General features: G+C 69.1%; 21 protein-coding genes and 1 pseudogene. 10 read left to right on the top strand and 12 right to left on the bottom strand.

The window, feature by feature from the left end:
• The first annotated feature begins 8 nt into the window (after positions 1 to 8).
• Together ureG and ACIBI9_RS00980 are read left to right on the top strand one after the other, a co-directional pair.
• Positions 9 to 722 (top strand): urease accessory protein UreG, encoded by a 714-nt coding sequence (gene ureG / locus ACIBI9_RS00985; protein ID WP_397219860.1) that lies wholly within the window; start codon positions 9 to 11, stop codon positions 720 to 722.
• On the top strand, positions 719 to 1,519 hold the full coding sequence (locus tag ACIBI9_RS00980; RefSeq protein ID WP_397219859.1) for an urease accessory protein UreD: 801 nt from the start codon (positions 719 to 721) through the stop codon (positions 1,517 to 1,519). Before ureG ends, ACIBI9_RS00980 begins: the two co-directional genes overlap by 4 nt.
• A gap of 43 nt (positions 1,520 to 1,562) precedes the next feature.
• Here the strand turns inward: ACIBI9_RS00980 and ACIBI9_RS00975 are convergent.
• Positions 1,563 to 2,216: pseudogene (locus ACIBI9_RS00975) on the bottom strand (Tn3 family transposase); the annotation flags it as partial.
• A gap of 280 nt (positions 2,217 to 2,496) precedes the next feature.
• Between ACIBI9_RS00975 and ACIBI9_RS00970 the strand changes: the two are divergent.
• Entirely contained in the window at positions 2,497 to 3,558 is a 1,062-nt protein-coding gene (locus tag ACIBI9_RS00970; protein ID WP_397219858.1) for an integrase core domain-containing protein, read from the top strand.
• 156 nt (positions 3,559 to 3,714) lie between these two features.
• Here the strand turns inward: ACIBI9_RS00970 and ACIBI9_RS00965 are convergent, their stop codons facing one another.
• The 11 genes from ACIBI9_RS00965 to ACIBI9_RS00915 all read right to left on the bottom strand — a co-directional run bounded on the left by ACIBI9_RS00965 (position 3,715) and on the right by ACIBI9_RS00915 (position 15,424).
• Positions 3,715 to 4,065, bottom strand: coding sequence for a hypothetical protein (locus ACIBI9_RS00965; RefSeq protein WP_397219857.1), 351 nt, complete (start codon positions 4,063 to 4,065; stop codon positions 3,715 to 3,717).
• A 130-nt stretch (positions 4,066 to 4,195) separates the two neighbouring features.
• Positions 4,196 to 5,626 (bottom strand): sigma-70 family RNA polymerase sigma factor, encoded by a 1,431-nt coding sequence (locus ACIBI9_RS00960; protein ID WP_397219856.1) that lies wholly within the window; start codon positions 5,624 to 5,626, stop codon positions 4,196 to 4,198.
• The gene (locus ACIBI9_RS00955) at positions 5,627 to 7,297 is read right to left on the bottom strand and encodes a ricin-type beta-trefoil lectin domain protein (protein WP_397219855.1); all 1,671 of its coding nucleotides are present in this window, start codon (positions 7,295 to 7,297) and stop codon (positions 5,627 to 5,629) included.
• A 138-nt stretch (positions 7,298 to 7,435) separates the two neighbouring features.
• Positions 7,436 to 8,761, bottom strand: a complete 1,326-nt coding sequence (locus tag ACIBI9_RS00950; protein WP_397219854.1) for an alkaline phosphatase family protein — start codon at positions 8,759 to 8,761, stop codon at positions 7,436 to 7,438.
• Entirely contained in the window at positions 8,761 to 9,873 is a 1,113-nt protein-coding gene (gene eboE, locus ACIBI9_RS00945) for a metabolite traffic protein EboE (RefSeq protein ID WP_397220815.1), read from the bottom strand. Before eboE ends, ACIBI9_RS00950 begins: the two co-directional genes overlap by 1 nt.
• A 2-nt stretch (positions 9,874 to 9,875) precedes the next feature.
• Positions 9,876 to 10,718, bottom strand: a complete 843-nt coding sequence (locus tag ACIBI9_RS00940) for a TatD family hydrolase (RefSeq protein ID WP_397219853.1) — start codon at positions 10,716 to 10,718, stop codon at positions 9,876 to 9,878.
• Entirely contained in the window at positions 10,718 to 11,233 is a 516-nt protein-coding gene (locus ACIBI9_RS00935) for an EboA domain-containing protein (protein ID WP_397219852.1), read from the bottom strand. Before ACIBI9_RS00935 ends, ACIBI9_RS00940 begins: the two co-directional genes overlap by 1 nt.
• Entirely contained in the window at positions 11,169 to 12,095 is a 927-nt protein-coding gene (locus ACIBI9_RS00930) for a sugar phosphate isomerase/epimerase family protein (protein ID WP_397219851.1), read from the bottom strand. The genes ACIBI9_RS00935 and ACIBI9_RS00930 overlap by 65 nt, the downstream gene beginning before the upstream one ends.
• Complete coding sequence (locus ACIBI9_RS00925; RefSeq protein WP_397219850.1) at positions 12,092 to 12,952, bottom strand: SCO3242 family prenyltransferase; 861 nt, start codon at positions 12,950 to 12,952, stop codon at positions 12,092 to 12,094. The genes ACIBI9_RS00930 and ACIBI9_RS00925 overlap by 4 nt, the downstream gene beginning before the upstream one ends.
• A complete protein-coding gene (locus ACIBI9_RS00920; protein WP_397219849.1) occupies positions 12,949 to 14,100 on the bottom strand; it encodes an inositol-3-phosphate synthase in 1,152 nt (383 codons plus the stop codon). Before ACIBI9_RS00920 ends, ACIBI9_RS00925 begins: the two co-directional genes overlap by 4 nt.
• 130 nt (positions 14,101 to 14,230) lie before the next feature.
• Positions 14,231 to 15,424 (bottom strand): ROK family protein, encoded by a 1,194-nt coding sequence (locus ACIBI9_RS00915; RefSeq protein ID WP_397219848.1) that lies wholly within the window; start codon positions 15,422 to 15,424, stop codon positions 14,231 to 14,233.
• A 118-nt stretch (positions 15,425 to 15,542) separates the two neighbouring features.
• Between ACIBI9_RS00915 and ACIBI9_RS00910 the strand changes: the two genes are divergently transcribed.
• The 7 genes from ACIBI9_RS00910 to ACIBI9_RS00880 all read left to right on the top strand — a co-directional run bounded on the left by ACIBI9_RS00910 (position 15,543) and on the right by ACIBI9_RS00880 (position 26,825).
• Positions 15,543 to 16,637, top strand: coding sequence for a Gfo/Idh/MocA family protein (locus tag ACIBI9_RS00910; RefSeq protein WP_397219847.1), 1,095 nt, complete (start codon positions 15,543 to 15,545; stop codon positions 16,635 to 16,637).
• 2 nt (positions 16,638 to 16,639) lie between these two features.
• Entirely contained in the window at positions 16,640 to 18,070 is a 1,431-nt protein-coding gene (locus ACIBI9_RS00905; protein WP_397220814.1) for a sugar ABC transporter ATP-binding protein, read from the top strand.
• Entirely contained in the window at positions 18,071 to 19,084 is a 1,014-nt protein-coding gene (locus ACIBI9_RS00900) for an ABC transporter permease (RefSeq protein ID WP_397219846.1), read from the top strand.
• Entirely contained in the window at positions 19,081 to 20,031 is a 951-nt protein-coding gene (locus ACIBI9_RS00895) for an ABC transporter permease (RefSeq protein WP_397219845.1), read from the top strand. Before ACIBI9_RS00900 ends, ACIBI9_RS00895 begins: the two co-directional genes overlap by 4 nt.
• Positions 20,018 to 21,232 carry an ABC transporter substrate-binding protein gene (locus ACIBI9_RS00890; protein WP_397219844.1) on the top strand — a complete coding sequence of 405 codons (1,215 nt, stop codon included), beginning with the start codon at positions 20,018 to 20,020 and terminating at the stop codon, positions 21,230 to 21,232. Before ACIBI9_RS00895 ends, ACIBI9_RS00890 begins: the two co-directional genes overlap by 14 nt.
• A gap of 39 nt (positions 21,233 to 21,271) precedes the next feature.
• On the top strand, positions 21,272 to 22,105 hold the full coding sequence (locus ACIBI9_RS00885; RefSeq protein WP_397219843.1) for a sugar phosphate isomerase/epimerase family protein: 834 nt from the start codon (positions 21,272 to 21,274) through the stop codon (positions 22,103 to 22,105).
• Positions 22,106 to 22,202: 97 nt separating this feature from the next.
• Entirely contained in the window at positions 22,203 to 26,825 is a 4,623-nt protein-coding gene (locus ACIBI9_RS00880) for a ThuA domain-containing protein (RefSeq protein ID WP_397219842.1), read from the top strand.
• Positions 26,826 to 26,910: the final 85 nt, after the last annotated feature.

Genomic DNA, 26,910 nt, shown 5'->3' with positions numbered 1-26,910 from the left:
GAGCAGCCATGCACCTGCACCACAGCCACGCCTTCCCCGAGGATCACGCCCACGGTCCCGGCGGTTCCGCCCCCGGACACCCTGACAGCCGCTCCGACGGCCGCCGTCGCGCGCTGCGCATCGGATTGGGCGGGCCGGTCGGCTCCGGCAAGACCGCCACCGTCGCCGCCCTGTGCCGGGCGCTGCGCGACCACCTGTCCATCGCGGTGGTCACCAACGACATCTACACACGCGAAGACGCCGAGTTCCTGCTGCGCGAGGCCGTCCTGCCCGCGATGCGCATCCGGGCGGTCGAGACCGGCGCCTGCCCGCACACCGCCATCCGCGACGACATCTCCGCCAACCTCGAAGCCGTCGAGGACCTGGAAGACCAGCTCGGCCCGCTGGACCTGATCCTCATCGAATCCGGCGGCGACAACCTCACCGCGACCTTCTCCAGGGGCCTGGTCGACGCGCAGATCTTCGTCATCGACGTCGCGGGCGGCGACGACATCCCTCGCAAGGGCGGCCCCGGCGTAACCGCCTCCGACCTGCTGGTCATCAACAAAACCGACCTCGCCCCCTACGTCGGCGCAGACTTGGAGGGCATGGCCCGCGATGCCAAGGCCCAGCGCGGCGACCTGCCCGTCGCCTTCACCGCCCTCAAAACCGAAGGCGGCGTCACACCGGTTTCGGACTGGGTCCGCGCGCGCCTGGCCGACTGGACCGCGAGCACCGCGTGAGCCTCGCCTCCCAGGCCGCCGCGGCCGGGCGCACGACCCGGGGCGTGCATGCCACCGCCCGGATCAGGGCGATCAGCGTGGGAGACGAGACCGCCCTTCCCGTCCTGGCCGGCGCCGGCCCCTTCGACCTGCGCCGCCACCGCCCACGCGGGAATCAGGCACGGGTGTGCATCCTGGGCGTGATGAGCGCCCCGCTCGGCGGCGACCGGCTGCGCATCGAAGCCACCGCCGAACCCGGCGCCCACCTGCACCTCACCACGGCCGCCGCCACCATCGCACTGCGCGGCCCCACCCCCGGACACGCCACCTACGACGTGCACCTGAGCGTGGCCGAACAAGCGAGCCTGCACTGGCTGCCCGAGCCGCTGATCTCCGCCGCCCGCAGCAACCTGCGCCAGAGCTGCACCATCGACCTCGCCGCCGACGCCCGTCTCGTCCTGCGCGAAGAACAGGTCCTCGGCCGCGCCGGCGAACCACCGGGCCGGCTGACCACCCGCCTCACCGTCCGGCACGACGGACGCCTGGTACTGGACCAGCAGAGCGCTTACGGGCCGGACGCGCCCGGCTGGGACGGACCCGCCGTCCTGGCCGGCCACCGCGCCGCCGGCCAGATCCTCATCGTCGACCCCGCCTACGACAAGGAGCCGCCCGGCGTCCGGCTGTTCGGCGACGACCCCGCCGATGGGCAGGCCGTGCTGACCCCGCTCGCCGGACCTGCCATCCTGATCACCGCACTCGCCCCGAACGCGCTGCGGCTACGCCACCTCCTCGACACAGCCGATCCCCTCGGCCGATGACAGAACCCCGGACGCCGGGCTCGCGTAGACCGTCCGCCGACGATCAGGCAGCCAGATCGACCTCGGTGAAGTCGACCTCCTTCAGCAGCGGATCGAACGGATCGGGCCGACGGTGCAAGTCGTCGGTGGCGTAGGCGCCGAAGCGGCTGATGTGGGCGCGCAGGTAGGGGGCGATCCGGCCGAGTTGGTCGGCGGTGATCTGCCATCCTTCGGCGACCAACTGCCGCACGATGTCGGAGATGTCCAGGGCGTTGTGGAAGACGACCAGGTTGGCCAGCAGGGTGTTGAACTTGATCAGTTTCTCCTGCTCTTCGGGGTCGTTGTCGGCCAAGACCCCGCAGCCGAGCCACTTGGAGAACCCGTTGTAGGACTCGACCTTGTTGGTCGCCGCGGTGACCCGGGCCCGCAGCGCCGGGTCGGCCAGATACCGCAGCAGGGCGACGGTACGTACGCTGCGGCCGACCTCGCGGAAGGCCTTGTAGATGCGGTTCTTGCGGGAGTTGGACCGCAGCCGCCGCATCAGCGTGGCCGAGGACAGCCGGCCCTCGCTGATGGAGATCGCCACCTGCATCAGGTCGACCCAGTGCTTGTCGATCAGCTTCCAGTCGATGACGTTGCGGCCGCTCTCGCCGAACAGCTGGTCGATGTGCGGGTAGGCGATCTTCTCCGAGGCGCGGAAGAAGATCAGACCCTTGAAGTTGCGGAAGTTACTTGTCGGCGAAGATCCGCAGGCAGCCCGCCTCGGTCAGAGCGGCCACTTGCCGGTCCAGAAGCTACCCGGCGGCCGAGCAGGTCTTCGGCACCCTGATGCCGCCCACCCCGACCTGGCGCGATCCCGCACCAGGCGGTCCCTTTGGGGCGTCACCCGTAGCGCGGATCGAGCGCCTGATGGCCGGCCGGACGGTGGTGATGGTGGCCCTGTGCGGTGCCAAAAACTTGTCCATGGCATCTGGCCTGGCCTTCTATCCTCGGCACTCGTGTTTCTACGCCTGCTGTATCTGCTGATGGTCCGGTTGTTCGGCTGGTTGACGCTTCTCACGCGGGACGACACCTCCAAGGACGTGGAGATCTTGGTGCTGCGTCATGAGGTCGCCGTCCTGCATCGTCAGGTCTCCCGGCCACGACCAGACTGGGCCGACCGAGCGCTGCTGGCCGCACTGGCGCGACTACTGCCCACGCAGCTACGTCTCCATCGGATCGTGACGCCGGGCACCTTGTTGGCCTGGCACCGACAGCTGGTCAGTCAACGCTGGACCTACCCGAACGCGACCGGGCGTCCGCCGATCCCGGACGAACTGCGTGAGCTGGTCATCCGGCTGGCCAGAGAGAATCCACGATGGGGGCACCGGCGGATCCAGGGCGAACTGCTCAGCCTCGGCCATCGGATCGGGGAGGGCACCATCCGCCGCATCCTCACCGCGGCCGGCCTCGGCCCAGCGCCACGCCAGACCTCACCGACCTGGCGACAGTTCCTCACCTCCCAAGCCTCCGGCATCCTGGCCTGCGACTTCCTGCACATCGACACCATGTTCCTCAAACGCCTGTACGTCTTCTTCATCATGGAGATCGAGACACGCCGCATACACCTACTGGGCCTCACCTCCAACCCGACCGGCGCTTGGACCACCCAGCAAGCCCGGAACCTGCTGATGGACCTGGACGAGCGTGCCGACGCCTTCAGGTTTCTCATCCGAGACCGTGACGGCAAGTTCTCCCGCTCGTTCGATGAGGTGTTCACCGCCAATGGCGTGCGGGTCATCAAGACGCCCGTCCGGTCGCCACGAGCGAACGCGTTCGCGGAGCGGTTCATGGGAACGCTACGCCGTGAGTGCCTCGATCACCTACTCATCCATGGTGAGCGGCACCTGCGTAAGGTCCTGGCCGAGTACGAACACCACTTCAACCATCATCGCCCGCATCAGGGCCGTTCGCTTCGCCCGCCGTTGCATGATCCCAGCAAGGTGATCGACATGACTTCCCGGATCCACCGTCGAAGGACCGCCGCAGGCCTGATCAACGAGTACCATAGGGCAGCCTGATCACCCGGCAAACGCCCAGCTCAGCAGCAGTGTCCGCGTTTTGGCACCGCACACGGCGCAGCACTGCTACCTCATGCCGCAGCATGAGGATCTCCAAGGTCTTGGACGCGTCGCCACGAGCCAGCAGTGTCAACCAGCCTACGATGCGACAGAAGATCAAATAGAAGAGACGAAGCGCCACGAGCCTCGAGCATGTCCGACCCTGACCACTGCTTCGACCAGGAAGCCGGGACAAACCCGCAGCTCACAACTGCGAACGGAGTATTGACACCCTTCCGGGAGGCCCTCAACCGCCCGGACGAAGATGATGACACGCGAACGACGCAGCATCGCAGGCACGATTCCGGACACCAGCGGATCGCGGGCGCACTCCCGGACGTGCCGATGCCGCAGACGGCGGATCTTCCACTCGGCGAGGGCGCCGCGGCTGCGGGTGCCGAGCATCAGCCCGGTGCGATCGCGCAGTCCCCGGTGCCGGACGCGGGCGTGGCGGCGACGCAGATCCATTCGCGATGGCGTCACCGTGACGACGTTGCGAACGGCCCCGCATACACCCATCCGCAGGGGCAGGGCTCTATGTCCACCCGTTGTTATTTGATGCGATCACGAGCACACAGGGGCAAGCGATCCTTCACGATCATCCGCGAGTGGACGCGAAAGCGATTTGCTGGTCGAGAGATTCTGTGTAGGCGCCATACAGAATGAATGCGGTCGGTGGGCGTTTGCCGGCGAACTCCTTGCCGATCGAGAACGCCATGCCGGAGGACACGCTGATCAGGCGCGGCACTCCATCGGAGAAGATGGGTCTGTGCCAACGCTGGGCGGGGGCGTCGGAGCAGCGCGAGAGCCGGACCGCACGCATACCGCCGCCGTTGAAGGCGACATCGTCGTACTTCTCTCCCGCTGTCAAACACAATCCGCTGACGATGTTGACGAGCTGGAAGCCCTGAGGCTCCCCCTGGGTGCGCCAGGCTGTCCGCGCGTCGGTGCAGGCTGGCGCAGCGATCTGACCGCTGATCACACCGACGCAACGGCCGGCGTGAACGATCCGGGTGCCCGGGACCGCTCTGGGCGTGGGCTTCCGGGTGGGTGTCGGCGTGGGCTTCGGGGTCTTCGTGGGTTCGGGGGTGGGTATCTGGGTCTTCTTGGGTTTGGGGGTGGGCACCGGGCTGGCTGAGCTTTTCAGTGTCGGCTGGGCTGCGGCTGGAGGTGAAGGATCCGGCGGCAGGGCCATCAGCACAACGGCCGCGGTGGCTGCGACCGCCGTCGTGATCGACGCGGGAATCACCCAGCCCAGTCCTCCGGCGGAGAGCCCCTTCGCCTTGCCCACGGCCCCCATGGCGAGGGGCAGCACCCAGATCGGCAGCGCGGCCCGCAGCGTGGTGTTGAGATCGAGCAGCTCTCCATAGGCCTGCGTGCAGCTCGGGCAGGACACCAAATGCGCGCGCAGCGACCGCGGAAGCCACCCCGTCTTCCTGCGTACGGCCGCGGCCAGCGGTTCGGCGTACACGCGGCATTCAGGGGAAGCACCTGCCATGTGCGCGGCCAGATACGCCTTGCGCAACCCCTCACGGGCACGGAAGGCCAGCACGTTCACGTTGCCGGTCGTGATACCGAGGATCTGGGCGACCTGTTCGGGCGTCTCCTCCTCGATCAACGTGTGCCACAGCACGGTCTGCCAGCGTGGCGGCAGCGAACGGTAAGCACGGGCCACCAAGTGGTCGGGCGGCTCCGGCGCCTCTGCCGTCAGCGCGTCTTCCCCGAACTCAGGGGTCAGGACCAGCCGCTGATCGCGGCGGGCCCACTCGGCTGCCGTGTTACGGACCACTGCGTACAGGTAGGGACGCCACGGCCCCTCCGGACCGGCCGTGCCAGAGCGGACGGTCCGGAGGGTGCGGACGAACGCCTCACTGGCGAGATCCTCCGCCGTCTGCGGGTCTGGACACAGACGGCGGGCGAGAGCGAGGACAGCCGCGTGATGCCGCTCATGGAGTTCGGCGATGGCGCGACTGTCCCCCGCCCTGACCAGGCGGGTCAGGGCGGTGTCCTCGATGGTGGACTCCGTCACTTACCTGATCGCGAACTTCAGCGCGTTCTTCGTGTACGCCGCCTTCGCGTACACGAGAGCCGACTTGCCGACGGCGAGACCGACGAGCCGAGTGGCCCTTGTGCTCGCGCTCTTCACCGTCACCGTGCCGTCCTGCTGCGTTTCCAGCAGCCAGCGCTGGCCCTTGGCCGTACCGCGGCAGGCGGTGAGGACGACCGCGCGCTTACCCAGGCGGGCCGCGCCGAGAGCCAGGCAGCGGCTGTTGTATCGCAGTTGAACGGCCCCGCGGGCGACCGGCACGACGCGCCACTTCGTCCGGCACGCCCCCAGGCTCGCCTGTGTGCGGGTGGCGGTCAGGCAGGTCCCGTACGAGCTCTTGAAGCTGGCGGTCCTTGCCTGCGGCCCAGCGGAGGGCAGCGGTTCAGGGGCCGTCGTCGGAGCCGTGGAGGGTTCGGGCGTCCGGGTCGGAGCGGGAGTCGTGGTTGCCTCCGGGGTCTTGGCCGGGGTCGACGCGGCTGTGGTGCTGCCGAGCAGTTCGGCCACGACGGTGCCTCCGGCATCGCGCACCGCCGGAGCTCCGTCATTCTTGTCCTTGACGGACAGGCGGCCACCGGCCCGACTGACGAAGCTCGTCCGCTCCTGCTCCGCCTGGGGCAGCCACTGCTGCGACCGTTCCTTCGCCACGCACTTCTCGGTCGTCACCGTGTCGGCCATCTTCAGGCACTCGCCGGTTCCGGCGTTGCGGATCGTCAGATAGCCGTCGGCGTCGATGCTCCGTTGCCAGGTCTGGTCCTTGGCGTCCGCACACGAGCGCTGTACCACCTGCTGCCCGCTGTCGTCGAGACACTTGCCGTTATCGACTGCTTTGAGGCGGAGGTTCCACACCGGGCTCGGCTGGTCCTGGATCAGGTACGGGCTGAACGCGACGTTCCTGTTCTTCGCCAGCGGCGGCTGCTTGACCGGGGTCGGTTCGAAGTAGCGGAAGTCGTCGATCCGGCAGGAGTCGAGGTGGTAGTTCGACGCGGCGTCGCTCTTGCACTCCGGCTTGCTGCCCGAGTTGCGGCAGAGCGGGTCGTTACCGTTCTTGGGATCGTTGTTGCAGTGCGAAAGCCCGAAGGTGTGCAGCAGCTCGTGGGTGAGCCCGGCTTCGCCCCAGCACCAGCGAGGCAGGATGGCGCCACCATTGCTGAGTCCGGCGTCGGCACCGCCGCCCGTGCACGAGTTGGTGATGTCGTTGTCCCTGACGAAGAACAGCGGCTTGACACGATTGGTAGGCCAGAGCTTACGCACCAGGGCCGGCTGGGCGGCGAGGTTCTCCCCGAGCGCCTTGCTCATCTCCGCCCGGTTGCGGCCCTTGACGAAGGGCAGCTTCGCCACCACGGGACGGCAGTCGCCATCCTGCAGGAACCGGATTCTCCGGGAGATCTCGAACCGTTGAGCGCTGGCGTCGAAGGTCTGGTCCGTCTCCCAGATGGCGTTCAACAGGGCGCCCAGGTCGGCGTCGTACTTGTCCTGCTCTGGCTGATAGACGTAGATCGGTAACACCCATCCCTTGCCCGGCGAATCCGCTGCGTCGCAGGCGAACTGCGATCGCGAAGCTGCCACCGCTGAGGTGGACCACGGTACGGTCAGCACTCCCGCCAGCATCGACAACAGCAACGACAGCGGGAACAGCAATCTGATTCTCTTCATGGAGCTCCTTTCGCCAGAAAGGAGTCCGTCCGCCGAAGGCGATTACGCGGCTTAGTGATTTTTCTGGGGAAGCTGCTACAGAGACGGACTCGCGCGGCAAGTGTGACCGCCCGCCACACCAGGTCGAGGTCAAGGCGGTCAACCGCGGATGAGTGCGGTGAGAAGGTCCTTGACCTCGGTCGCCGCGTAGGCGTCGCCGTCGAATGGGCCGATGAGGACGGGGCCGTCGGCGGGATCGTCGGGGAGGCGGCCGTGGCTGCCGCGGACCGGCGAGGGGTCGAGCGGCACGACCGACATCGTGTAGCGGAACCCCAGCTTCTTCCTGGCGAGCGCTGCCGCGGCGCGGAGCTTGACGAACGGGTCCCGGGGGTCCATGAACAGCTCGGCCGGGTCGTAGCCGGGCTTGCGGTGGATGTCCACCAACCGCGCGAAGTCCGGCGCCCGATCGTCGGAGAGCCAGTAGTAGTACGTGAACCAGGCGTCGGGCTCGGCCACCGCGACGAGTTCCCCCGCGCGTTCGTGGTCGAGGCCGTACTTGGCCTTGCCCGTCTGGTCGAGCACCTCGTCCACGCCGGGCAGGGCGGCGATGACGTCGCGAGCACGGTCGAGGTCGGCAGGGTCACGTACGTAAACGTGGGCCACCTGGTGGTCGGCGACGGCGAAGGCGCGGGAGGTCCACGGGTCTAGGTACTCCATCCCGGCCTGGGTGTAGACCTCCAGCAGGCCTGCGGTGCGCAGCGCGCGGTTGATGTCCACCGGGCGGGAGGCCGGCGTGATGCCATATTCCGAGAGCACCACCACCTCGGCGTCCTCTTCTAGGAGCGGGGCCAGCGCGGCGTCGACGGCGCGGGCCGCGGCGATCGCCTCGGGACCGTCGGGGCCGTACCGTTGCAGGTCGTAGTCGAGGTGAGGCACGTAGACCAGCAGCAGATCCGGCCTTTCGCGGGCCAGGATGCGGCGGGCCGCGGCGATGATCCACGCGGAGGAGGCGATCCCCGCGTTCGGGCCCCAGTAGGTGAACAGGGGGAACGGCCCCAGCGCGGCCTCGAGGTCGTCATGGAGTGCGGGCGGGCGGGTGTAGCAGTCGGGCGACTTGCGGCCGTCGGCGTGGTAGATCGGACGCGGGGTGACGAGCAGGTCGGTCGCGGCGCCCATCGCGTACCACCAGCAGACGTTGGCGGTGCGCAGGCCGGGCACGGCGCTCCAGAGTTGGTCTCCCTGGATGAGCGCGTTGTGCTGGCGCCACAGCAGCACCTCGCCGAGGTCGCGGAAGTACCATCCGTTGCCCACGATGCCGTGCTCGCGCGGCAGCGCGCCGGTGAGCAGGGTGGCCTGCATCGAGCAGGTGACGGCCGGAAGGACCGGGCGGAGGCCGGCGGCCGGGCCCACCTTAGCCACGTTGGGCATGTGTGCCAGCAGGCGCGGAGTGAGTCCGACGACGTTGATCACGACCAGTGGCGCCATCACAGCTCCTTCAGACCGAGCGCGACCAACTGCCGCCGGGTCCAGTCGAGTTCGGCGGCGATGCCTTCGGCGAGGTCCGGCGGTGCGCCGGGGAGCACGTTCCAGGTGTAGGTCTCCACCTCGATGTGCCGGGTGAGCGGGGCGGGGCCGCCGAGCAGGGCGTCCAGCACTTCCCGCAGGTAGGGCGCGGTGGTGGTGAGCGGTGGCGGTGGTGCGGCGTGCAGCGGTACGTGGAAGTGCACCCGCCAGCGCTCCCCCACGGGCAGCCCGCCGGCCAGCGCCTCGCCCAGATCGTCGGTGAATCCGCTCGGCGAGCGCGTCTGGTGCAGGAAGCGGGGCTCGTCGAACGCCTTCAGCGTGTCCTGGCTGCCGGGTGGCGCCTCCAGGGCGCACGATGCCTGGAGCTTGACGATGGGGAGTCCGAGGCCGGCCGCCGCGGCGGCTTCCTCGAAGCCCACGGCCAGGTGGCAGGCGTCAAGGCATACGCCGAGGTGGTCGCGGTCGACGTCGGCGAGCAGGCGGGTGGCCTGCGGGGTGGTCTCGACGATGCAGCCGGGCTCTGGTTCGAAGCCCAGCCGGATCGTCTTGCCGGTTCGATCGGCCAGCTCGCGCAGTCCACGAGCGGCGGTGTCGAGATTGGCCGCGACCGCTGCCGCCTTCTCCGCCGTCCAGCCGGTCCGCCAGGCGAGGGGCAGCGTGGAGATCGTGCCCTCGGTGACGTCGTCTGGCAGCAGCGCGGCGAGGATCTCGGCGAGCCCCAGGGTGTAGCGCAGCCGCTCCGCGTCGGCCCAGTCAGGGATGTACACGCGGTACTTCACGATCTCGTCGTGGAAGCCGCGGTACGGGAACCCGTTGAGGGTCACGACCTCCATCCCGAGTTCGGACACCCGCTCACGCAGGCCGGCGAGCTCCTCGGGCCGGGCAAGGAGGTCCGCGGCGGCGTGCTGCGACAGCCACAGGCCGAGACCGAGCCGTTCGGTGCCGAGCAGATTCCTGACCCTCGCCGCGATACCTGAGAGCTGTCCATGGATGCCGGGGAGATCCTCGGCAGGGTGCACGTTGGTGCAGTAAGCCAGGTGCACGGTCGAGCCGTCCGGGTGGCGCAGTCGCATGGTCATCCCCGCTTGATCGTGTTGCCGGCGTAGTCCGGGTCGGCTGAGCCGGTCTCCAGATCGAGCCGTCCGCTCTGCTTGTAGAAGGCGACCGGATTGCGCCAGAGCACCTGGTCCACGTCGTCGTCGCCGAAGCCGGCGGCGAGCATGGCGTCGCGGACCTCACGGGTCTTCAGCGGGTCGCTGCGGCCCCAGTCGGCGGCCGAGTTCACCAGCATCCTGGCGGTGCCGTACTCCTTGAGGATCGCCACCATCCGGCCGGGGTCCATCTTGGTGTCGGGGTAGATCGAAAACCCCATCCAGCAGCCGGAATCGGCGACCATGCCGACGGTGGGCTCGTTGAGGTGGTCGACGAGCACCCGTTCGGGCGGGGTGCCCGCCGCCTTGACGACGTCGAGGCTGCGGCGGGTTCCCGCGACCTTGTCGCGGTGGGGGGTGTGGACCAGGATCGGGAGGTCGTTCTCCGCCGCCATCGCGAGTTGGGCCTCGAAGGCCCGCTCCTCGGCGTCGGTCATCGAGTCGTAGCCGACCTCACCGACCGCGACGACGGAGTCCTTCAGCAGGTATCGCGGCAGTTCGGTGAGCACCTCGGCGCAGCGCGGGTCGTTCGCCTCCTTCGGGTTGAGCGCGAGGGCGCAGTGGTGGTGGATGCCGTACTGCGCGGCGCGGTACGGTTCCCAGCCGAGGAGCGCGTCGAAGTAGTCGAGGAAGCTCCCGACGCTGGTCCGCGGCTGGCCCAGCCAGAAGGCGGGTTCGACCACTGCGCGTACCCCGGCGTCGTACATCCGCTGGTAGTCGTCCGTGGTCCGGGAGGTCATGTGGATGTGCGGGTCGAAGATGCGCATCAGATCCTCTCCAGGATGTCGTGGGGAACCGGGCGTCCGGCCGCCCGCCGCTCCGTCGCGAAGTCCGACAGCATGCGGGTCAGCTCGACGTCGGTCCGGCGGTCGAGCCCGGCGATGGAAGCCAGCGGGATCTCCATGAAGACGCACTTGAGCACGCCCTGGCGGAAGGCGTGGTCGTCGAGCCACTGCGCGCCGTACGGCCCCAGGGCCGCGGCCACCAGCCGCGCGTCGTTGGTCCGCAACGCGTCCTCGACCAGCGGGATCGCCGCCGCGCCGAGGCCGAGCTCGGGCAGGGCCGCCAGGATCGCCAGCCGCTCACCGCTGTCGCCCCGCTCGTAGAGCGCTCGTACGGTTGTCAGGTCCCCGTGCAGCGCCGCGAGCAGCGCGCGCCGCGCGCCGGTGCCGCCCCGCCGTTCGGCCTGCGGGAAGAGCAGGTGTACGGCGCCGTGGTCAGCCTCGACCTGCGACAGCGCCCGCGCCAGCCACTCCTCCGCCCGCGGCCCCATCTCGCCCATACTGTCTCCTTCCTTCCTGACTCGCCGTCCTGAGGAAATCGATCGACCGGCGGGCGACCTGCGGTGCCGCGTGGCAGTGCCGGGCGAGCTCCACGGCCACCTGGCCCCGATAACCGGCCAGCGCGGCGAGTACCGGCGGGAAGTCGATCTCGCCCTCGCCGAACTCCAGGTGCTCGTGGACGCCTCGGCGCATGTCCTCGATTTGCACATGCACGAGATACGGCAGCGCCCGCCGGACGCATGCGGGCACGTCGTCCGGCTCCAGGCAGCGGCAGTGCCCGATGTCGAGGGTGAGCCCGAAGCGAGGGTGATCGCCGAGCATGGCCCGCAGCCCCTCGAACCCGGCCAGATCTTCCACGAGCATTCCGGGTTCGGGCTCGAATCCGAGCGTGATGCCGAGGCGGTCGGCTGTGGTGAGGAGCTCTTCGCACTGGCGCGCCAGCCGGGCCCACGCCGTCTCCTCGGGCACGTCCTCGGGCTTGACCCCACTCCACAGGTGCACCACGGGAGCGCCCAGGTCGGCGGCGATCCGCATGGCCTGGCTCAGGAATCCGACGCGGCGCTCGGCGTCCTCGCTGATGAGGGTGGGATGGTGCTTGCGCCGGGGGTCCAGGGTGTAGCGACCGCCCGTCTCGATGACCGCGTTCAGGCCGAGCCGGTCGAGCAGACCCGCGATGCGGTTCACCTCGGCGGTCAATCCGGGGGCGTAGGGGTCCAGATGGCCATGATCCAGGGTGATGGCGGCACCCGTGTAGCCCAGCTCGGACAGGATGACGAGAGCCTCGTGGAGTCGATGGCCGGAAAATCCGTTGGTGCAATAGGCCCAGTTCAGGGCCGGAGCTTTCACGCCGGTCCCGGTCATGACGTGGCCATCCGGGCCGAGAGCCACCTGCCCGCGGGCAGTGCGCCGAGTAACACCCCTGCCGTCGGCAGCCGTCCACTGCCTGCGACCGCCGCCGCCTGCAGGGGGATCAGCCCGAGGATGCTCGCCCGGACGGCCTTGCGTACCTGCTCGGGATCGGGGCGGGCGCGTAACCCTGCCTGGGCCGGGATGGTGGTAGCGAGATGGCCGGCAAGCAGAAGAACCGCGCTCGCCCGCGCGGCGGCGTCCTTCGAAGAGGAACTGTCACGCAGGCAGGACACGGCCGCCAGCCCGGCCGCAGCGGTGCTGGCGGCGAGCGCGCCGCGCACTGTCTGCACCGTCGCCCCGGTCACTTCGGCTCTGCCGAGGATGCTGATCCCGTAGGTGTGCGCGCCGATCGCCAACGCCATCGGAGCGGCAGCCCTCACCCGTGGGCCGGCTCCGAGGAGCACGTCCAATACGCGGCAGCTCGCCATCGTGGCCGGTCCCAGCGGGGTCCGTTTGAGTCCCAGGTCGTACGCCCACACGGCACCGGCCAGTAACCCGGCCACTCCCAAGGCGCGGCGACCTCCGGACGCCGCGGCGGTGATCAGGCCCGCGCCGGTCAGCCCGGCCGCGATGCCGAGCGCGGCGCCCGAGCGCACCCGGCCGGAGGGGATGGGGCGTTCCGGCCGTTCGACGGCGTCGGCCTCGCGGTCGGCCCAGTCGTTCAGCGCCATGCCCGCCCAGTAGATGAGCACCGAGGTGAGGGCCAGGCCAGGTGTGGAGCGCCGCCCGGCTGCGGCGGCCCCGGCCATCATGTCCCCCGGCACCGACAGCGCGGCGGGAGCCCGGACCAGTTCGAGCAGCGCCTTCACGAGGCATCCCCGGCCAGGTCCTCGGCGAACGCGCGCAGCCGGGAGTACTGGGCGGCGAGCGCATGCTCATCCGTGCCCAGCGGGTCCTTGAAGAAGAAGCCGAGGTCTGCCAGCACGCCGTACCGCCCGCGCTCGTGCGCGCGAGCCACCAGCCGGGCCAGATCCAGGACGAGCGGCGCGGCGAGCGCCGAGTCGCAACCCTGCCAGGTGAACTGGAGGCTCATGCGCACGCCGAGGAAGCCCTCGAAGGTCACATGATCCCAGGCGGTCTTCCACTCCCCGAGATCCTCGACGTAGTCGATGTGCGTCTCTCCTTCGACGGGCGTGCCGAGGATCCCGGCGACGGCCCGGTCCTTCGAGAGCGCCTTGCTCGCCCGGGCGGCCGGGTCGGCGAGGGTGGCGCCGTCTCCCCCGCCGAGCAGGTTGAGCCCGGACCACGAGCGGACCCCCAGCGACCTCTGCGCGAACATGGGTGCGAGGGCGCTCTTGACCAGGGTCTCGCCCGTCTTCCCGTCGCGCCCGGCATACGGGACGGCCCGCAACTCCGCGAGCTCGGCCAAGGCCGGCAGGACAGGCCCGGTCGACGGGGTGAACTCCACGTAGCCGCAGCCGGCGCGGAACGCGGCGTAGGCGTAGAGGGAACTCGTCGGCAGCACCTCGTCGCCCGCGGCGAGCCGCTCTTCGAGGTCGGCCAGACTCTGGAACTCCGGGCGTGGGGCGGCGGGAGGCTCGGTGGACGAGACGTTGACGACGACCACCCGGGCGAGCCGGTGCCGGTCGCGGAAGTCGGCGATGTCGTCGGCCAGGCGGGCCGCGGCTGTCGCCTGGGTGTTGTCGCCGGAAACATGACCCGGTCTGATCTCCGCGTCGGCGGCGTCGAGATCCTGGTCGAGCAGTCCGGGCAGGCCCGCTGGCACCACTCCCGCCTTGCTCAGCTGTTCGGCGCGCTTCCGTAAGGGGACTTCAGTGATGTCGTGGCCGCCGAAGAGCAGGCCGGCGATCGGAACCAGACCTCCGGGAAAGTCCGGAGACTCGATGACGCATCCCTGGGCCGGTAAAACGCCCGCCCTGACCGCGGCGGCACCGATGGTCGCGGTGGTCGCCACGGATCCGCGTGCTCCGATGAACCAGACACCGACCTTGCGCATAGGAGCTCCTGTTCATTCCGCGTATACCGGTATGGAGTTGACATACCGGTATGGGATTACGCGGATCGTAAGAGTCCTTTTATCGATGGTCAAGCATAAGTCTGCCGACCCTCGCCCTAACTGGCGCCGGTCAGGCCGACAACGCCTGGTCCACGGCCTCCGGCGACAGCATGTGCTCGATCATCATCACCGCCGCGCCGACCACCCCCGCCCGGTCGCCGAGCTCGCTGACACGAATGCTCAGATGCTGGGTGGCGAGGGGTAGGGACCTGCTGTAAATCACCTCTCGAAGTCCGGCGAGCAGGTGCTCGCCCGCTCCCGAGAGGTCACCGCCGATCAAGATCACGGCTGGGTTGAAGAAGTTCACAATGGAGGCCAGGACGACGCCGACCTCCCGGCCTGCCTGCCGGACCAGTTGGATGGCCTCGGTGTTGCCGGCACGCACCAGGCGTACGACGTCGCGGCTGTCGGCGGTCTCGTGGCCCGCCGCGTGCAGGCGTGCGGCCAGCGCCGCGCCGCCCGACACGGCCTCCAGGCAGCCGACGTTGCCACAGCGGCACACCACGTTCTCCTCGGACGAGGGCACCCGGATGTGGCCGATGTCCCCCGCCGCACCTTGCGCACCGCGGTGCAGGCTGCGGCCGCTGATGATGCCACAGCCGATGCCGGTGCCGATCTTGACGTAGATGAGGTGCTCGGCCCCGGACCGCCCGGCCCAGTATTCACCCAGCGCCATCATGTTCACGTCATTGTCGACCAGCACAGGGACACCGAGCCGAGCGCCGAGCCAGTCGGGCACGGGAAAACCGTCCCAGCCGGGCATGATCGGCGGGTTGACCGGCTTGCCGGTGTCATGCTCCACCGGACCCGGCAGGCCGACGCCGACTCCGCACACGTCGGCGAGACGGCGGTCGCACTCGGTGAGGAGCTCGCGGAAGGTGTCCACGAGCCAGGTCAACACGGCCTCCGGACCGCGGGCGATGGGCATCTCCACTTCCTGCTCGGCCAGCATCGTGGCCGCCAGGTCGGTCACGGCGAGCCTGGCGTGCGTCGCACCCAGGTCAGCCGCAAGTACGATCCGCGCGCTCTTGTTGAAGGCGAACGCCGTCGCCGGACGGCCGCCAGAGGAGATCACGTCGTCGGCCGGCACCACCCAGCGCTGACTCAGCAAGGCGTCGAGGCGCAGGGACACCGTGGACCGCGCCAGGCCGGTGAGCTCGACCAGCTCGGCGCGGGTGCGGGCCCGCCCGTCGCGCAGGAGCGAGAGCAGAGCCCCCGCTCCGGCCGCCGGGCTGCTTGTGCCGGTCAGCATGCTCTCAGTCAACAGCGCTCCATTTCGTCGAGAGATGCACACTTCCTATGATCCCTCATGCGCCATTATGCCATTTACACTTCAACTTTTGCTTGACCCTCGGCATAAGTGCGATCTAGCATCCCGCAACATGAAGGACATAAGCCGGAAACCGGATGATGCTCCACGTGTAGGGATCGTCGGCACCGGTTTCATGGGCCGGGTGCATGCCCGCGCCGCACGCATGGCCGGGGCAACGATCGCCGGGGTGGCCGGGTCTCGATTAGAGAAGGCGCAGAAGGCCGGACTGGGTGCTGCCAGGGTCTTCGCCTCCGCCGACGAGCTCATCGAGTCGGGCGAGATCGATCTGGTGCATATCTGCACCCCCAACCATCTCCACGCCCCGTTCGTCCTCAAAGCGCTGTCGGCCGGACTGGCCGTCGTCTGCGAGAAACCACTGGCCGGCGACGCGATGACCGCCGCGCTCATGGCGGGCCGGGCGGCCGAGGCGGGACTGGTCGCGACGGTGCCGTTCGTGTACCGCTTCCATGCCACGGTGCGGGAGGCGCGGGAACGGGTCGCCCGCGGTGACATCGGCAGGATCAGCTTGATCCATGGAAGCTATCTGCAGGATTGGCTGCTCCGCCCGGACGACGACAACTGGCGGGTGGACCCCGAGCTCGGCGGGCCCAGCCGGACATTCGCCGACATCGGCTCCCACTGGTGCGACCTGGCGGAGTTCGTCACCGCCGACCGCATCGTCAGCGTCTGCGCGCAGACCGCCATCGTCCAGTCCAGTCGGGCGACCAACGCGCCCGTCGTGACGGAGGACGTGGCGACCGTCCAGTTCCGCACCGCCTCCGGCGCCGTCGGCACGCTGGCCACGAGCCAGGTCTCCCCGGGCCGCAAGAACCGCCTGTTCCTGGAGATCTCAGGCACCGAGGCGAGCCTCGCGTTCGACCAGGAGCAGCCCGAGCTTCTCTGGGTCGGCGACCGCAGCGGATCGCGGACGCTCCTGCGCGACCCGGCGATCCTTTCCGAGGCGGCCCAGCCGTATTCGCCGCTCCCGGCCGGACACCCTCAGGGCTACCATGACTGCTTCGACGCCTTCGTCGCCGACACCTACGCCGCGCTCCGTGACGAGCATCGTGACGGGTTGCCGGTGTTCGCGGACGGCGCCCGAGCCGCCGCCATCTGCGAGGCCGTCCTGACCTCGGCGCGGACCGGGGGGTGGACCGAGTGCTGAGCATGCGCGGCATCGGCAAGAGCTTCCTGGGCGTACGTGTGCTGTCCGGCGTCGACCTGGACGTGGCGGCCGGCGAGGTACACGCCGTCGTCGGCGAGAACGGAGCCGGCAAGTCCACCCTCATGAAGATCATCTGCGGGGTGCACGCGCCGGACGAGGGCACCGTCGAGATCGACGGTCGGCCGGTTTCCTTCGGCCACCCCCTGGACGCACAGCGCTCCGGCATCGCGATCATCTACCAGGAGTTCAACCTGCTGCCCGAGCGCACCGTCGCCGAGAACGTCTTCCTCGGGCGCGAGCCGGTCCGGCGCGGCCTGGTCGACCGGACCGCCATGGAAACAGCGACCGCCCGGCTCCTCGACGAGCTCGGCGAGAACTCCTTCGGCCCGCGTGATGCCGTCAAGCGCTTGTCGGTAGCCCAGCAGCAGGTCGTGGAAATTGTCAAGGCGCTGTCGATGAACGCCCGGCTCGTCGTCATGGACGAGCCCAGCGCGGCGCTCGCCGAGCACGAGGTCGAGTTGCTCTACCGGCTGATCGGGCGGCTGAGGGAGCGTGGCGTCGCCGTCGTGTACATCTCCCACCGTCTGCGCGAGGTGTTCGACCTGGCCGACCGGGTCACCGTGCTCAAGGATGGCAAGCTCGTCACGACGGTCCCGATCGGCGAGGTGTCGTCCGACGAGCTGATCCGTCTGATGGTCGGCCGCGATCTCGGCACCTACTTTCCGCCACGGTCGGCCGCGACCGGCGAGGTACGGCTCAGCCTGCGCGGAGCGGGCAACCGCAAGCTCCGCGACATCGATCTGGAACTGCGTGCCGGGGAGATCGTCGGCATCGCCGGCCTACAGGGGGCCGGCCGGTCGGAACTGGCCAAAGCGATCTTCGGTGCGGAGCCGTTCACCATGGGCGAGATGACCCCATCACGCCCCCGCTCGGTCCGGGAGGGCGTGGCCATGGGCATCGGGCTGGTGACCGAGGACCGCAAGGCCGAAGGGCTCGCGCTACGCCAGTCGGTGCGGGACAACGCCCTGCTCGTCACCCGCGCAGTGGGCGCCAAGGGCCGCGACGGCATCCGCGGCCTGCTCGAACGCGTACGCCTCTCGCCTCCGCGTCAGGAGCAGGAGGTGCGCTACCTGTCCGGGGGCAACCAGCAGAAGGTCGTGCTGGCGAAATGGATGACGATGGCGCCGCGGGTGCTGCTGTTCGACGAGCCGACCCGGGGTGTCGACGTCGGCGCCAAAGCCGCCATCCACGACCTGATGCGCGAGCTGGCCGATGACGGCATGGCCATCATGATGATCTCTTCTGAGCTGCCCGAGCTCATCGGTATGAGCGATCGCATCGTCGTCCTGCGGGACGGCCGAATCGCGGGCGCGCTGCCGGCCGGGCCTTCGGAGGAAGCCATCATGCGCTTGGCCGCGGGAGAGGTGGCCTGAATGGACACTCTGTCACGCAGTCGCCGTCCCGCCCTCGGCAGCGAGGCACGAGGCGGCCTGGCGGCCCGGTTACGTGAGCCCACGCACGTGGTGTTCCTCGCACTGTTCGGCCTGATCGCAGTCGGCTGGGTCCTCGTCGCACTCGACGGCGGCCAGTTCCTGACCATGGAGAGCGTCGTCGGGATCCAGCAGCGTTCGGCGGCCCTCGGCATCGTGGCGATCGGGCAGACGCTGGCCATTCTGGCCGGCTCGCTCGACCTGTCCGTGGCGTACCTGATCAGCCTGACCTCGCTGATCGCGGCGGAGATCATGGCGGGCCAGGACGGCAACATCGTGCCCGCGGTCGTCGCGGTGCTGGGCGTCAGCGCGCTGGTGGGGCTGATCAATGGGCTGGTCATCACCAGGCTCCAGGTCCACGCCTTCATTGCCACGCTCGGCGTCGCCCTGATCATCAGGGGCATCGTCGACCACCTGTACGACGGCCCGGCGGGCAAGGTGCCCGAGTCGTTCCAGCTCCTCGGCTACTCCCGCCTCGGGCCGGTCCCCGTCTCCGCCCTGCTCTGGGCGGGCGTGGCCGTCGTGGCCTGGTTCCTGCTGAGCAGGACCCGGCTGGGCTACCGCATCTACGCCGTCGGCGGCAACGAGGAGGTCGCCCGGCTGTCCGGGATCCGCACCAGCCGGGTCATCGTGCTCACGCACGTGCTCTGCTCCGCCTGCGCCGGCATCGCGGGCCTGCTGCTGGCCAGCCGGCTCGGCGCCGGCGCGCCCACGGTCGGCACCGACGGCGGCTACGACCTGGAGTCCATCGCCGCGGTCGTACTCGGTGGGACCGCGCTGGCCGGCGGCAAAGGAGGCGTGTCCGGGACGGTCGGCGGGGTCCTGCTGCTGGCCGTCCTGGACACCATCTTCAACCAGCTCGAGGTCAACTCCTTCGTCAAGGACGTGGTCCGTGGCGTGGTCATCGTCATCGCGGTGGCCGTCTACGCCCGGCGCATCAAGGGACGGTCGGCATGAAGCGGGCACTTCCCATCCTCGTGGCCCTCGTGGTGCTGCTGGCCGCGATCGCCACCGCCAATCCCCATTTCCTGGAGCCCGCCGGGTTCCTGGCGTTGCTCAAGCGGGCCGCGCCGCTGGTGATCCTGGCCGCGGGACAGTATTTCGTCATCGTCTCCGGCGAGTTCGACCTGTCGGTCGGCTCGCTCGTGACGGCCGAAGTGGTGATCGCCGCACGACTCATCGACGGCGACGAGTCCGCCACCTGGCCGGTCATCGCCCTACTGATCATCATCGGGCTACTCGTGGGCTTGGTGAACGGCGTGGTCACCACCAAGCTGCGGGTGCCGTCGTTCATCGTGACGCTCGGCATGCTGCTCGTCCTCAGCGGAGCGGTGTTCCTGTGGACCGGCGGCGCGCCCCGCGGCGCCCTGTCGGAAGGTTTCCGAGTCTTCGGCCGCGGCAGTCTCGGACCGGTGCCGTGGTCGGTGCTGATCCTGCTGGCCGTGGGCGCCGCCACGATCTGGCTCATGCGCGCAGACTTTGGCAAAACGCTGATGGCCACCGGCGACAACGAGCGCGCCGCGTCGCTGTCCGGAGTGCGGGTCGATCGGGCCAAGATCTTTGCGTTCATGCTGTCCGGCCTGGCAGCGGCCGTCGCGGCCATCCTGCTGGGCGGGTTCGCCGGCGTCTCGGCACAGGTGGGTCAGGGGCTGGAGTTCTCGGCCATCACCGCGGTCGTCCTCGGCGGCGTGGCGCTCGGCGGCGGCCGCGGCTCCGTGCTCGCCGCCATGGCCGGGGCCTTCACGCTGGAGGCCCTGTTCACGCTGCTCAACCTGTACGGAATCTCGGGAGCGCTGGAGTTCACCGTGCAGGGCGTCATCATCATCGCCGCGGTCGCGGCGGGAGCCATCCGACTTCCCCGGAAGTTCACCCCCCGAAGAGGAGACGCACATGCCGCGTCGTAAGGCCGCAGTCGCCGTGTTCGCCGTTCTCGCCCTCGCCGGCTGCACCACAGACAAGCCGACGGCCACGACTCAACCCGCCGCGTCCGCCCCGAGCGCCAGTCAGAGTGCCCAGGGCTCGGGCACGGGCGCGCAGTCGAAGTTCTTCGTGCAGGCGGACTTCGACGCCCAGCTGGCCATGCGCACCCAGACCCCGGAGGGTCCCTCCGACAAGCCCTGGGAGCAGGCCATCGCCCCGCAGATGGCCGACACGGCGAAGTACAAGAAGGACGGGCCGTACCACCTGTGCTTCTCCAACGCGGCGGTCAACAACCCCTGGCGGCAGGTCGGGTGGAAGACGATGCAGGCAGAGGCCGGCCTGCACAAGGAGATCACCAAGTTCACGGCCCTCGACGCCGAGGGCAAGGACGACAAGCAGATCTCCGACATCGCCGAGCTGCAGGCCAAGGGGTGCGACGCGCTGATCGTCTCGCCGAACACGACGGCCACGCTCACCCCCGCCGTGACGGCCGCCTGCGGGAAGGTGCCCGTCATCGTGTTCGACCGGGGTGTGGAGACGGACTGCCCGGTGACGTTCATCAAGCCGATCGGCGGCTACGCCTTCGGCGCCGACGCCGCCGAGTTCCTGGTCGAGAAGGTGCCGGTGCCGGCGGGCGGGAAGGTGCTGGCGCTGCGCATCCTGCCCGGTGTGGACGTGCTGGAGACCCGCTGGTCGGCGGCCAAGGTGGTCTTCGACAAGAGCAAGGTCCAGGTCGTGGGGGTGGAGTTCACCGACGGCGACGCCGCCAAGACCAAGAGCATCGTCAGCGACTACCTCCAGCGGTACGGCAAGATCGACGGTGTCTGGATGGACGCGGGAGCCACGGCGGTGGCGGCGATCGAGGCGTTCGAGGACGCGGGCCTGCCGGTGCCTCCGATCAACGGTGAGGACCAGCAGGACTTCCTGCAGAAGTGGAAGGATTCCAACCTCACCGCCATCGCCCCCACGTACCCGACCTACCAGTGGCGCACCCCGATCATCGCCGCACTGAAGATCCTCAAGGGCGAGGAGGTGCCCAAGATGTGGAACCTGCCGCAGCCGAAGGTCACCTCGGAGAACCTGTCGACCTACCTGAAGCCGAACATGCCGCCGCTGCACTACGCGCTGTGCGGTTGTGAGGACCTGCCCGGGTTCCCGGAGACCTGGGGCGGGAAGAAGAGCTGACCATTTCCCTCCGCCCATTCGACGACGAAGAGGGACGCCATGTTCTCCATCGGAGTGAACACCTGGGTCTGGGTCTCCCCGCTGACCGACGACGACCTGGCGCGGCTCGCGCCCCGCATCGCCGGGTGGGGCTTCGACGTCATCGAGCTGCCCGTCGAGCAGCCCGGTGACTGGAACCCCGGCAAGGCCGCGGCGGTGCTGGCCGAGCACGGGCTGGCCGCCTCCGTGGTGCTCGTCATGCCGCCGGGGCGCGAGCTCGTGGCCGCCTCCTCGGAGACCGTCCGCGATACCCAGGACTATCTGCGGCACTGCGTCGACGTGGCGGTGGCCGTCGGCTCCCCGGTGATCGGGGGGCCGGCGTACGCCTCGGTCGGCCGCACCTGGCGGTTGGCACCGGACGAGCGCCGGGCGGTCTACGCCGAGTTGCGTGAGCATCTGCGGCCCGTCCTGGACTATGCGGGCGAGCGCGGGGTGAAGCTCGCGGTCGAGCCGCTCAACCGGTACGAGACCAGCCTCGTCAACACCGTCGAGCAGGCCCTCGACGCGCTGCCCGAGGACTGCCACCTGGCGCTCGACACCTACCACATGAACATCGAGGAGAAAGACCCCGCCCAGGCGGTGCGGGTCGCCGCAGGCCGGATCGCGCACGTGCAGGTGTGCGGCACCGATCGCGGCACGCCGGGGGCCGACCGCTTCGACTGGCCCGGCTTCGCCGGGGCCCTGCGCGACGTCGGCTATGACGGGCCGCTCGTCATCGAGTCGTTCACCGCGCACAACCAGACCATCGCCACCGCGGCCTCCATCTGGCGGCCACTCGCCGAAAGCCAGGACACGCTGGCCACTGACGGCCTCGCCTACCTGCGCACCCTCTGACGCGCGTCGGCGTGCGCCCCCAGTGGCGCGCGCCTTCGCAGCAGTGTTCCTTCACACCTCGTTCCGAGGTGTCGCCACACCCCCCAGGAGATTCGCCATGCGACGATTTCTCACTGCCCTCTTACTCCCAGCCTTGTTGCTGGCGCTGGCGCCGGCTCCCGCCCACGCGACCAGTGCCACCCTCCACGGCTTCCGTGCCCTGCTGTTCACCAAAGCAGCGGGATACGTGCACGCCTCCATCCCGGCCGGCATCCAGATGGTGAACGAGCTGGCCGCGGCCCATGACTTCGAGGTGGTGCAGAGCGCCGACTCATCGGTGTTCAACGACACCGACCTGGCCACGTTCGACGTCCTGATCATGCTGCAGAACTCCGGCATGGTCTGGGAGAACGACGCCCAGCGACAGGCGCTGCAGAAGTTCGTCCGGTCGGGCAAGGGCGTCGTGGCCGTCCACAACGCGCTCGACATGGGCATCGAGAACGAGTTCCCCTGGTGGGACGAGCTCATCAACGGCGGCGCCCACATGCCGGCGCACTCGCCCGGCACGCTCCAAGGGCTGGCCAAGGTCGTCGACCGCGTGCACCCCTCCACAAAGAACCTCCCGCAGCGGTGGCAGCGTGCGGAGGAGTGGTACAACTTCGCGCCCAACCCGCGCGGCAACGTGCACGTCCTGGTCGCCGCGGACGAGACGACCTACGACCCCGGCTCCTCCGCCATGGGTCCTGACCACCCGATCTCCTGGTGCCGCCAGGCCGAAGGCGCCCGGGTGTGGGCCACCGCCATGGGACACGAGTCGGCCGCCTATGCCGAGCCGGAGTTCCGCGAGCACGTCCTCGGCGGCGTCGAGTGGGCGGCCGGCGCCCAGCCGGGCGACTGCGGCGGCACCGTATGGAGCAGCTTCGAGAAGGTCGCCCTGGACGACAACACCAGCAACCCGATGGAGCTGGACGTCGCCCCCGACGGGCGGGTGTTCTACGTCCAGCGCCAGGGTGAGGTGAAGATCTACAAGCCCGACACCCACATGACCGTCACCGCCGCCACCCTCAACGTCTACACCGGCGGCGAGGACGGCCTGGTCGGCATGGAACTCGACCCGAAATTCGCCCAGAACGGGTGGATCTATGTCTACTGGTCGCCGGCCGACAGCGCCCAAGACGTCAACCGGCTGTCCCGGTTCACCGTGCAGGGCGACACCATCGACCTGAGCACCGAGAAGAAGATCATCGAAATTCCCGCCTATCGCGCTCGGACCTACCCCGAGCCAGGCCACACCGGCGGGGCGGTCGAGTTCGGCCCTGACGGCAGCCTCTACCTGAGCGTCGGCGACGACGTCCCTCCGAACCTGTCGCCCGACTGGCAGGGCTACGCGCCGCTCGACTGGCGGCCCGGTCAACACATGCTGGACGCCGCCCGCACCGCGGGCAACACCAACGACCTGCGCGGTAAGATCCTGCGGATCAAGCCGAAGGCCGACGGCGGCTACGACATCCCCGAGGGCAACCTCTTCCCGCCGGGCACCGCGAAGACCCGTCCCGAGATCTACGCCATGGGCTTCCGCAACCCCTTCCGGTTCACCGTCGACGCCAAGACGGGTTACCTGCACGTGGCCGACTACGGCCCGGACCGGGGCGGCCCCACCACCGACCGTGGCCCCGAGGGCCTGGTGGAATACGACGTCATCAAGAAGCCGGGCAACTTCGGCTGGCCGTTCTGCCACGGTGACAACCAGGCGTACGCGCCGTACAACCCGGACACCAAGGAGATCGGCGTCAAGTTCAACTGCGCCGCCCCCGTCAACGAGTCACCGAACAACACCGGCCTGACCGAGCTGCCGCCGATCGAGAAGCCGATCATGTGGTACGGCTACAGCACCTCCCCCACCTTCCCCGAGCTCGGCTCGGGCGGCTCGGCGCCGATGAGCGGCCCCGTCTACCGCTACGACGCGAACAACCCCTCGAAGACCAAGTTCCCGCCCTACTTCGACGGCGTGAACTTCTTCTACGAGTGGTCGCGCCACTACATCAAGGAGATCCACCTCGACTCCAACGACCAAGTCCTCAAGATCAACAGCTTCCTGGGGACCACGCCCTTCCTCAAGCCGATGGACATGACCTTCGGCCCGGACGGCGCGATGTACCTGCTGGAGTGGGGCACCGACTTCGGCGGCGGCAACAACGACTCCGGCCTCTACCGGATCGACTACGCGGCCGGCGCCCGCTCGCCGGTGGCGAAGGCCACCTCCTCGCGGGTCGACGGCGTCACCCCGCTGACCGTCGAGTTCGACGCCTCCGGCAGCTACGACCCCGACGGCGATTCCCTCACCTACGCCTGGGACTTCGACGGCGACGGCACCGTCGACTCCACCCAGGTCAAGGCCACCCACGTGTACGAGACCCCAGGCCGGTTCACCGCCCAGCTCAAGGTCACCGACAGCACCGGCAAGGAGGGCTTCACCAACATCGAGATCACCGCCGGCAACAGCCAGCCCACGGTGACCATCGAGACCCCGCTGAACGGCACGCCGATCCAGTTCGGCCAGGACGTGCCGTACAAGATCAAGGTCACCGACCCCGAGGACGGCGAGATCGACTGCGCGAAGGTCTTCGTCAACCCGGCGCTCGGCCATGACGACCACGAGCACGAGACCGTGGAGATCCCCGGCTGCGAGGGCGTCGTCAACACCGGCGACCTCGGCGGCCACCCCGACGGCGCCAACCTGTTCTACGTCCTCAACGCCCACTACACCGACGGCTCGCAGGAAATGCCGCTCACCGGCCGGGCCAAGGCAGTCCTGCAGCCGATGCGCAAGCAGGCCGAGTTCTTCGACGCCCAGACCGGCGTGCGTGTCATCGACCAACCGGGGGCCGAGAGCGGCAAGCGCATCGGCGACATCAGCAACAACGACTGGATCTCGTTCACCCCGATGAACCTGCACGCCGTCAAGGGCGTGAACTACCGCCTGTCCAGCCCCACCGGCGGCGGGCTGATCGAGCTGCGCGCCGAGTCCCCCACCGGCCGGCTACTGGCCAGCGCCGCCGTGCCCAACACCGGGGGCTGGAACAACTACCAGCAAACCCAGACCGTCCCAGTGGCGGCGAACGCGACCACCTCGACGCTCTACGTGGTGTTCAAGAACTCCGCCAACAACGCCTTCGACCTGGACGCCGTCCAGTTCGTGGGCGAGGCTCCGCCTCCCGCGATCGAGCCGGGCGTCTACAAGGTCACCGCCCAGCACAGCGGCAAGAACGTGACCACTGAGAACGCGTCGACCGCGGACAACGCCAAGCTCGTCCAGATGGGCGCCACCGAAGACCCCATCCAGCGGTGGGAACTGATGACCGCACCCGGCGGCTACCAGCTCAAGAACGTCGGCAGCGGCAAGTGTGCCGACATTCCGGGCACGGCCACACCCGGCACCCAGCTGGTCCAGTGGACATGCCACGCCAGCGGCAGCGGGGACGCGCCCAACCAGTACTTCACCGTGGTTCCGACTGGCGGCGGCGAAGGACTCTTCCAGATCGTCTCCGCCAAGACCGGGCTGTGCGTCGACATCAACGGCGTCTCCCAGGCCGACGGCGCCGCGGTGATCCAATGGAACTGCTCGGCCACGCCGAACCAGACCTTCCGTCTCACCAAGGTCGGCGGTGGCCCAGCCGACCAGACCGCGCCGACCACCACGGCGAAGCAGAACCCGGCCGAGCCGAACGGCAAGGACGGCTGGTACACCGCCGCTCCCGTCGAGGTCACCCTGACCGCGGTGGACGAGGAGAACGGCAGCGGCGTGGCCGCCACCGAGTACCGCGTCGACGGCGGAGCCTGGACCGCGTACAGCATGCCGTTCGCGGTGAGCGGTGACGGGGCGCGCACCCTCGAGTACCGCTCGCGGGACGGCGCGGGCAACGTCGAGCAGGCCCGCTCTCTCACGCTCAAGATCGACACGACCGCTCCGCAGACCACCGCCTCGTTCGCCCCGCCGAACGAGAGCGGATGGAGCAAGGACTCGGTCCCGGTCGAGCTGGCCGCGCAGGACGCCCACTCCGGCGTCAAGCTCATCGAGTACTCGCTCGACGGCGGCGGCTGGAAGGCCTACGCAGGAACGCCCGTGGTGGTCGACGGCGACGGCGAGCACGAACTGCGCTACCGCACGACCGACACGGCGGGCAATCGCGAGGAGGAGAAGGCTGCGGTGCTGAAGATCGACGGCACCAAGCCCATCCTGCTCGTGTCGGGCGTGGCCGACGACGAGGTGTACGGCGATTCCCAGGACGTGGTGATCACCTGGGAGGCCGTGGACGCCACCTCGGGCGTCCGCACCACGACCGGCACCCTCGACGGCGCCCCGCACACCTCGGGCTCGGTGCTGCCACTGTTCACCCAGGCGCTGGCCAAGCACACGGTCGCAGTGACGTCAACGGACAACGCCGGCAACGCGGTGACCACGTCGGTGGGGTTCAACGTCACCACCTCGCTTCGGGACATGCAGAACCTGCTCGACCGATTCCGGGCCACCAGCTGGCTGTCGGCGGGCGCGCACGACAAGCTGACGAGGAAACTGACCCAGGCCCGTAAGGCCGAGGCCTCCGGCAAGGACGAAACAGCGGTGCGGCTCCTCGCCGAATTCAAGAAACTCGTCGCGGACGGGAAGCTCGTCCCGCGCGCCGACGTACGCCAGGTGCTCACCCGCGACGCCGACAAGATGATCTCGGTCATCGGCGGCTGACAACCGAACACCCTAAATAGGCCGCTGCCCCGCTACGAGCGGGGCAGCGGCATGGGCATGCTCTCACGAGCGGCGCGCCGGATGG

It is taken from the genome of Nonomuraea sp. NPDC050451 (assembly GCF_044458585.1).
Note: the sequence above shows the minus strand (reverse complement) of the source record. Positions and strands in the feature narration are given on the sequence as shown.

Bases quoted from the DNA above. Each gene is read 5' to 3' on its own strand.
- ACIBI9_RS00885 (WP_397219843.1), top strand. From the start codon at position 21,272: ATGTTCTCCATCGGAGTGAACACCTGGGTCTGGGTCTCCCCGCTGACC.
- ACIBI9_RS00965 (WP_397219857.1), bottom strand. From the start codon at position 4,065: ATGGATCTGCGTCGCCGCCACGCCCGCGTCCGGCACCGGGGACTGCGC.
- ACIBI9_RS00940 (WP_397219853.1), bottom strand. From the start codon at position 10,718: ATGCGCATCTTCGACCCGCACATCCACATGACCTCCCGGACCACGGAC.
- ACIBI9_RS00890 (WP_397219844.1), top strand. From the start codon at position 20,018: ATGCCGCGTCGTAAGGCCGCAGTCGCCGTGTTCGCCGTTCTCGCCCTC.
- ACIBI9_RS00920 (WP_397219849.1), bottom strand. From the start codon at position 14,100: ATGCGCAAGGTCGGTGTCTGGTTCATCGGAGCACGCGGATCCGTGGCG.
- eboE (WP_397220815.1), bottom strand. From the start codon at position 9,873: ATGCGACTGCGCCACCCGGACGGCTCGACCGTGCACCTGGCTTACTGC.
- ACIBI9_RS00905 (WP_397220814.1), top strand. From the start codon at position 16,640: ATGCGCGGCATCGGCAAGAGCTTCCTGGGCGTACGTGTGCTGTCCGGC.
- ACIBI9_RS00935 (WP_397219852.1), bottom strand. From the start codon at position 11,233: ATGGGCGAGATGGGGCCGCGGGCGGAGGAGTGGCTGGCGCGGGCGCTG.
- ACIBI9_RS00955 (WP_397219855.1), bottom strand. From the start codon at position 7,297: ATGAAGAGAATCAGATTGCTGTTCCCGCTGTCGTTGCTGTTGTCGATG.
- ACIBI9_RS00900 (WP_397219846.1), top strand. From the start codon at position 18,071: ATGGACACTCTGTCACGCAGTCGCCGTCCCGCCCTCGGCAGCGAGGCA.
- ACIBI9_RS00910 (WP_397219847.1), top strand. From the start codon at position 15,543: ATGAAGGACATAAGCCGGAAACCGGATGATGCTCCACGTGTAGGGATC.
- ACIBI9_RS00950 (WP_397219854.1), bottom strand. From the start codon at position 8,761: ATGGCGCCACTGGTCGTGATCAACGTCGTCGGACTCACTCCGCGCCTG.
- ACIBI9_RS00880 (WP_397219842.1), top strand. From the start codon at position 22,203: ATGCGACGATTTCTCACTGCCCTCTTACTCCCAGCCTTGTTGCTGGCG.
- ACIBI9_RS00930 (WP_397219851.1), bottom strand. From the start codon at position 12,095: ATGACCGGGACCGGCGTGAAAGCTCCGGCCCTGAACTGGGCCTATTGC.
- ureG (WP_397219860.1), top strand. From the start codon at position 9: ATGCACCTGCACCACAGCCACGCCTTCCCCGAGGATCACGCCCACGGT.
- ACIBI9_RS00895 (WP_397219845.1), top strand. From the start codon at position 19,081: ATGAAGCGGGCACTTCCCATCCTCGTGGCCCTCGTGGTGCTGCTGGCC.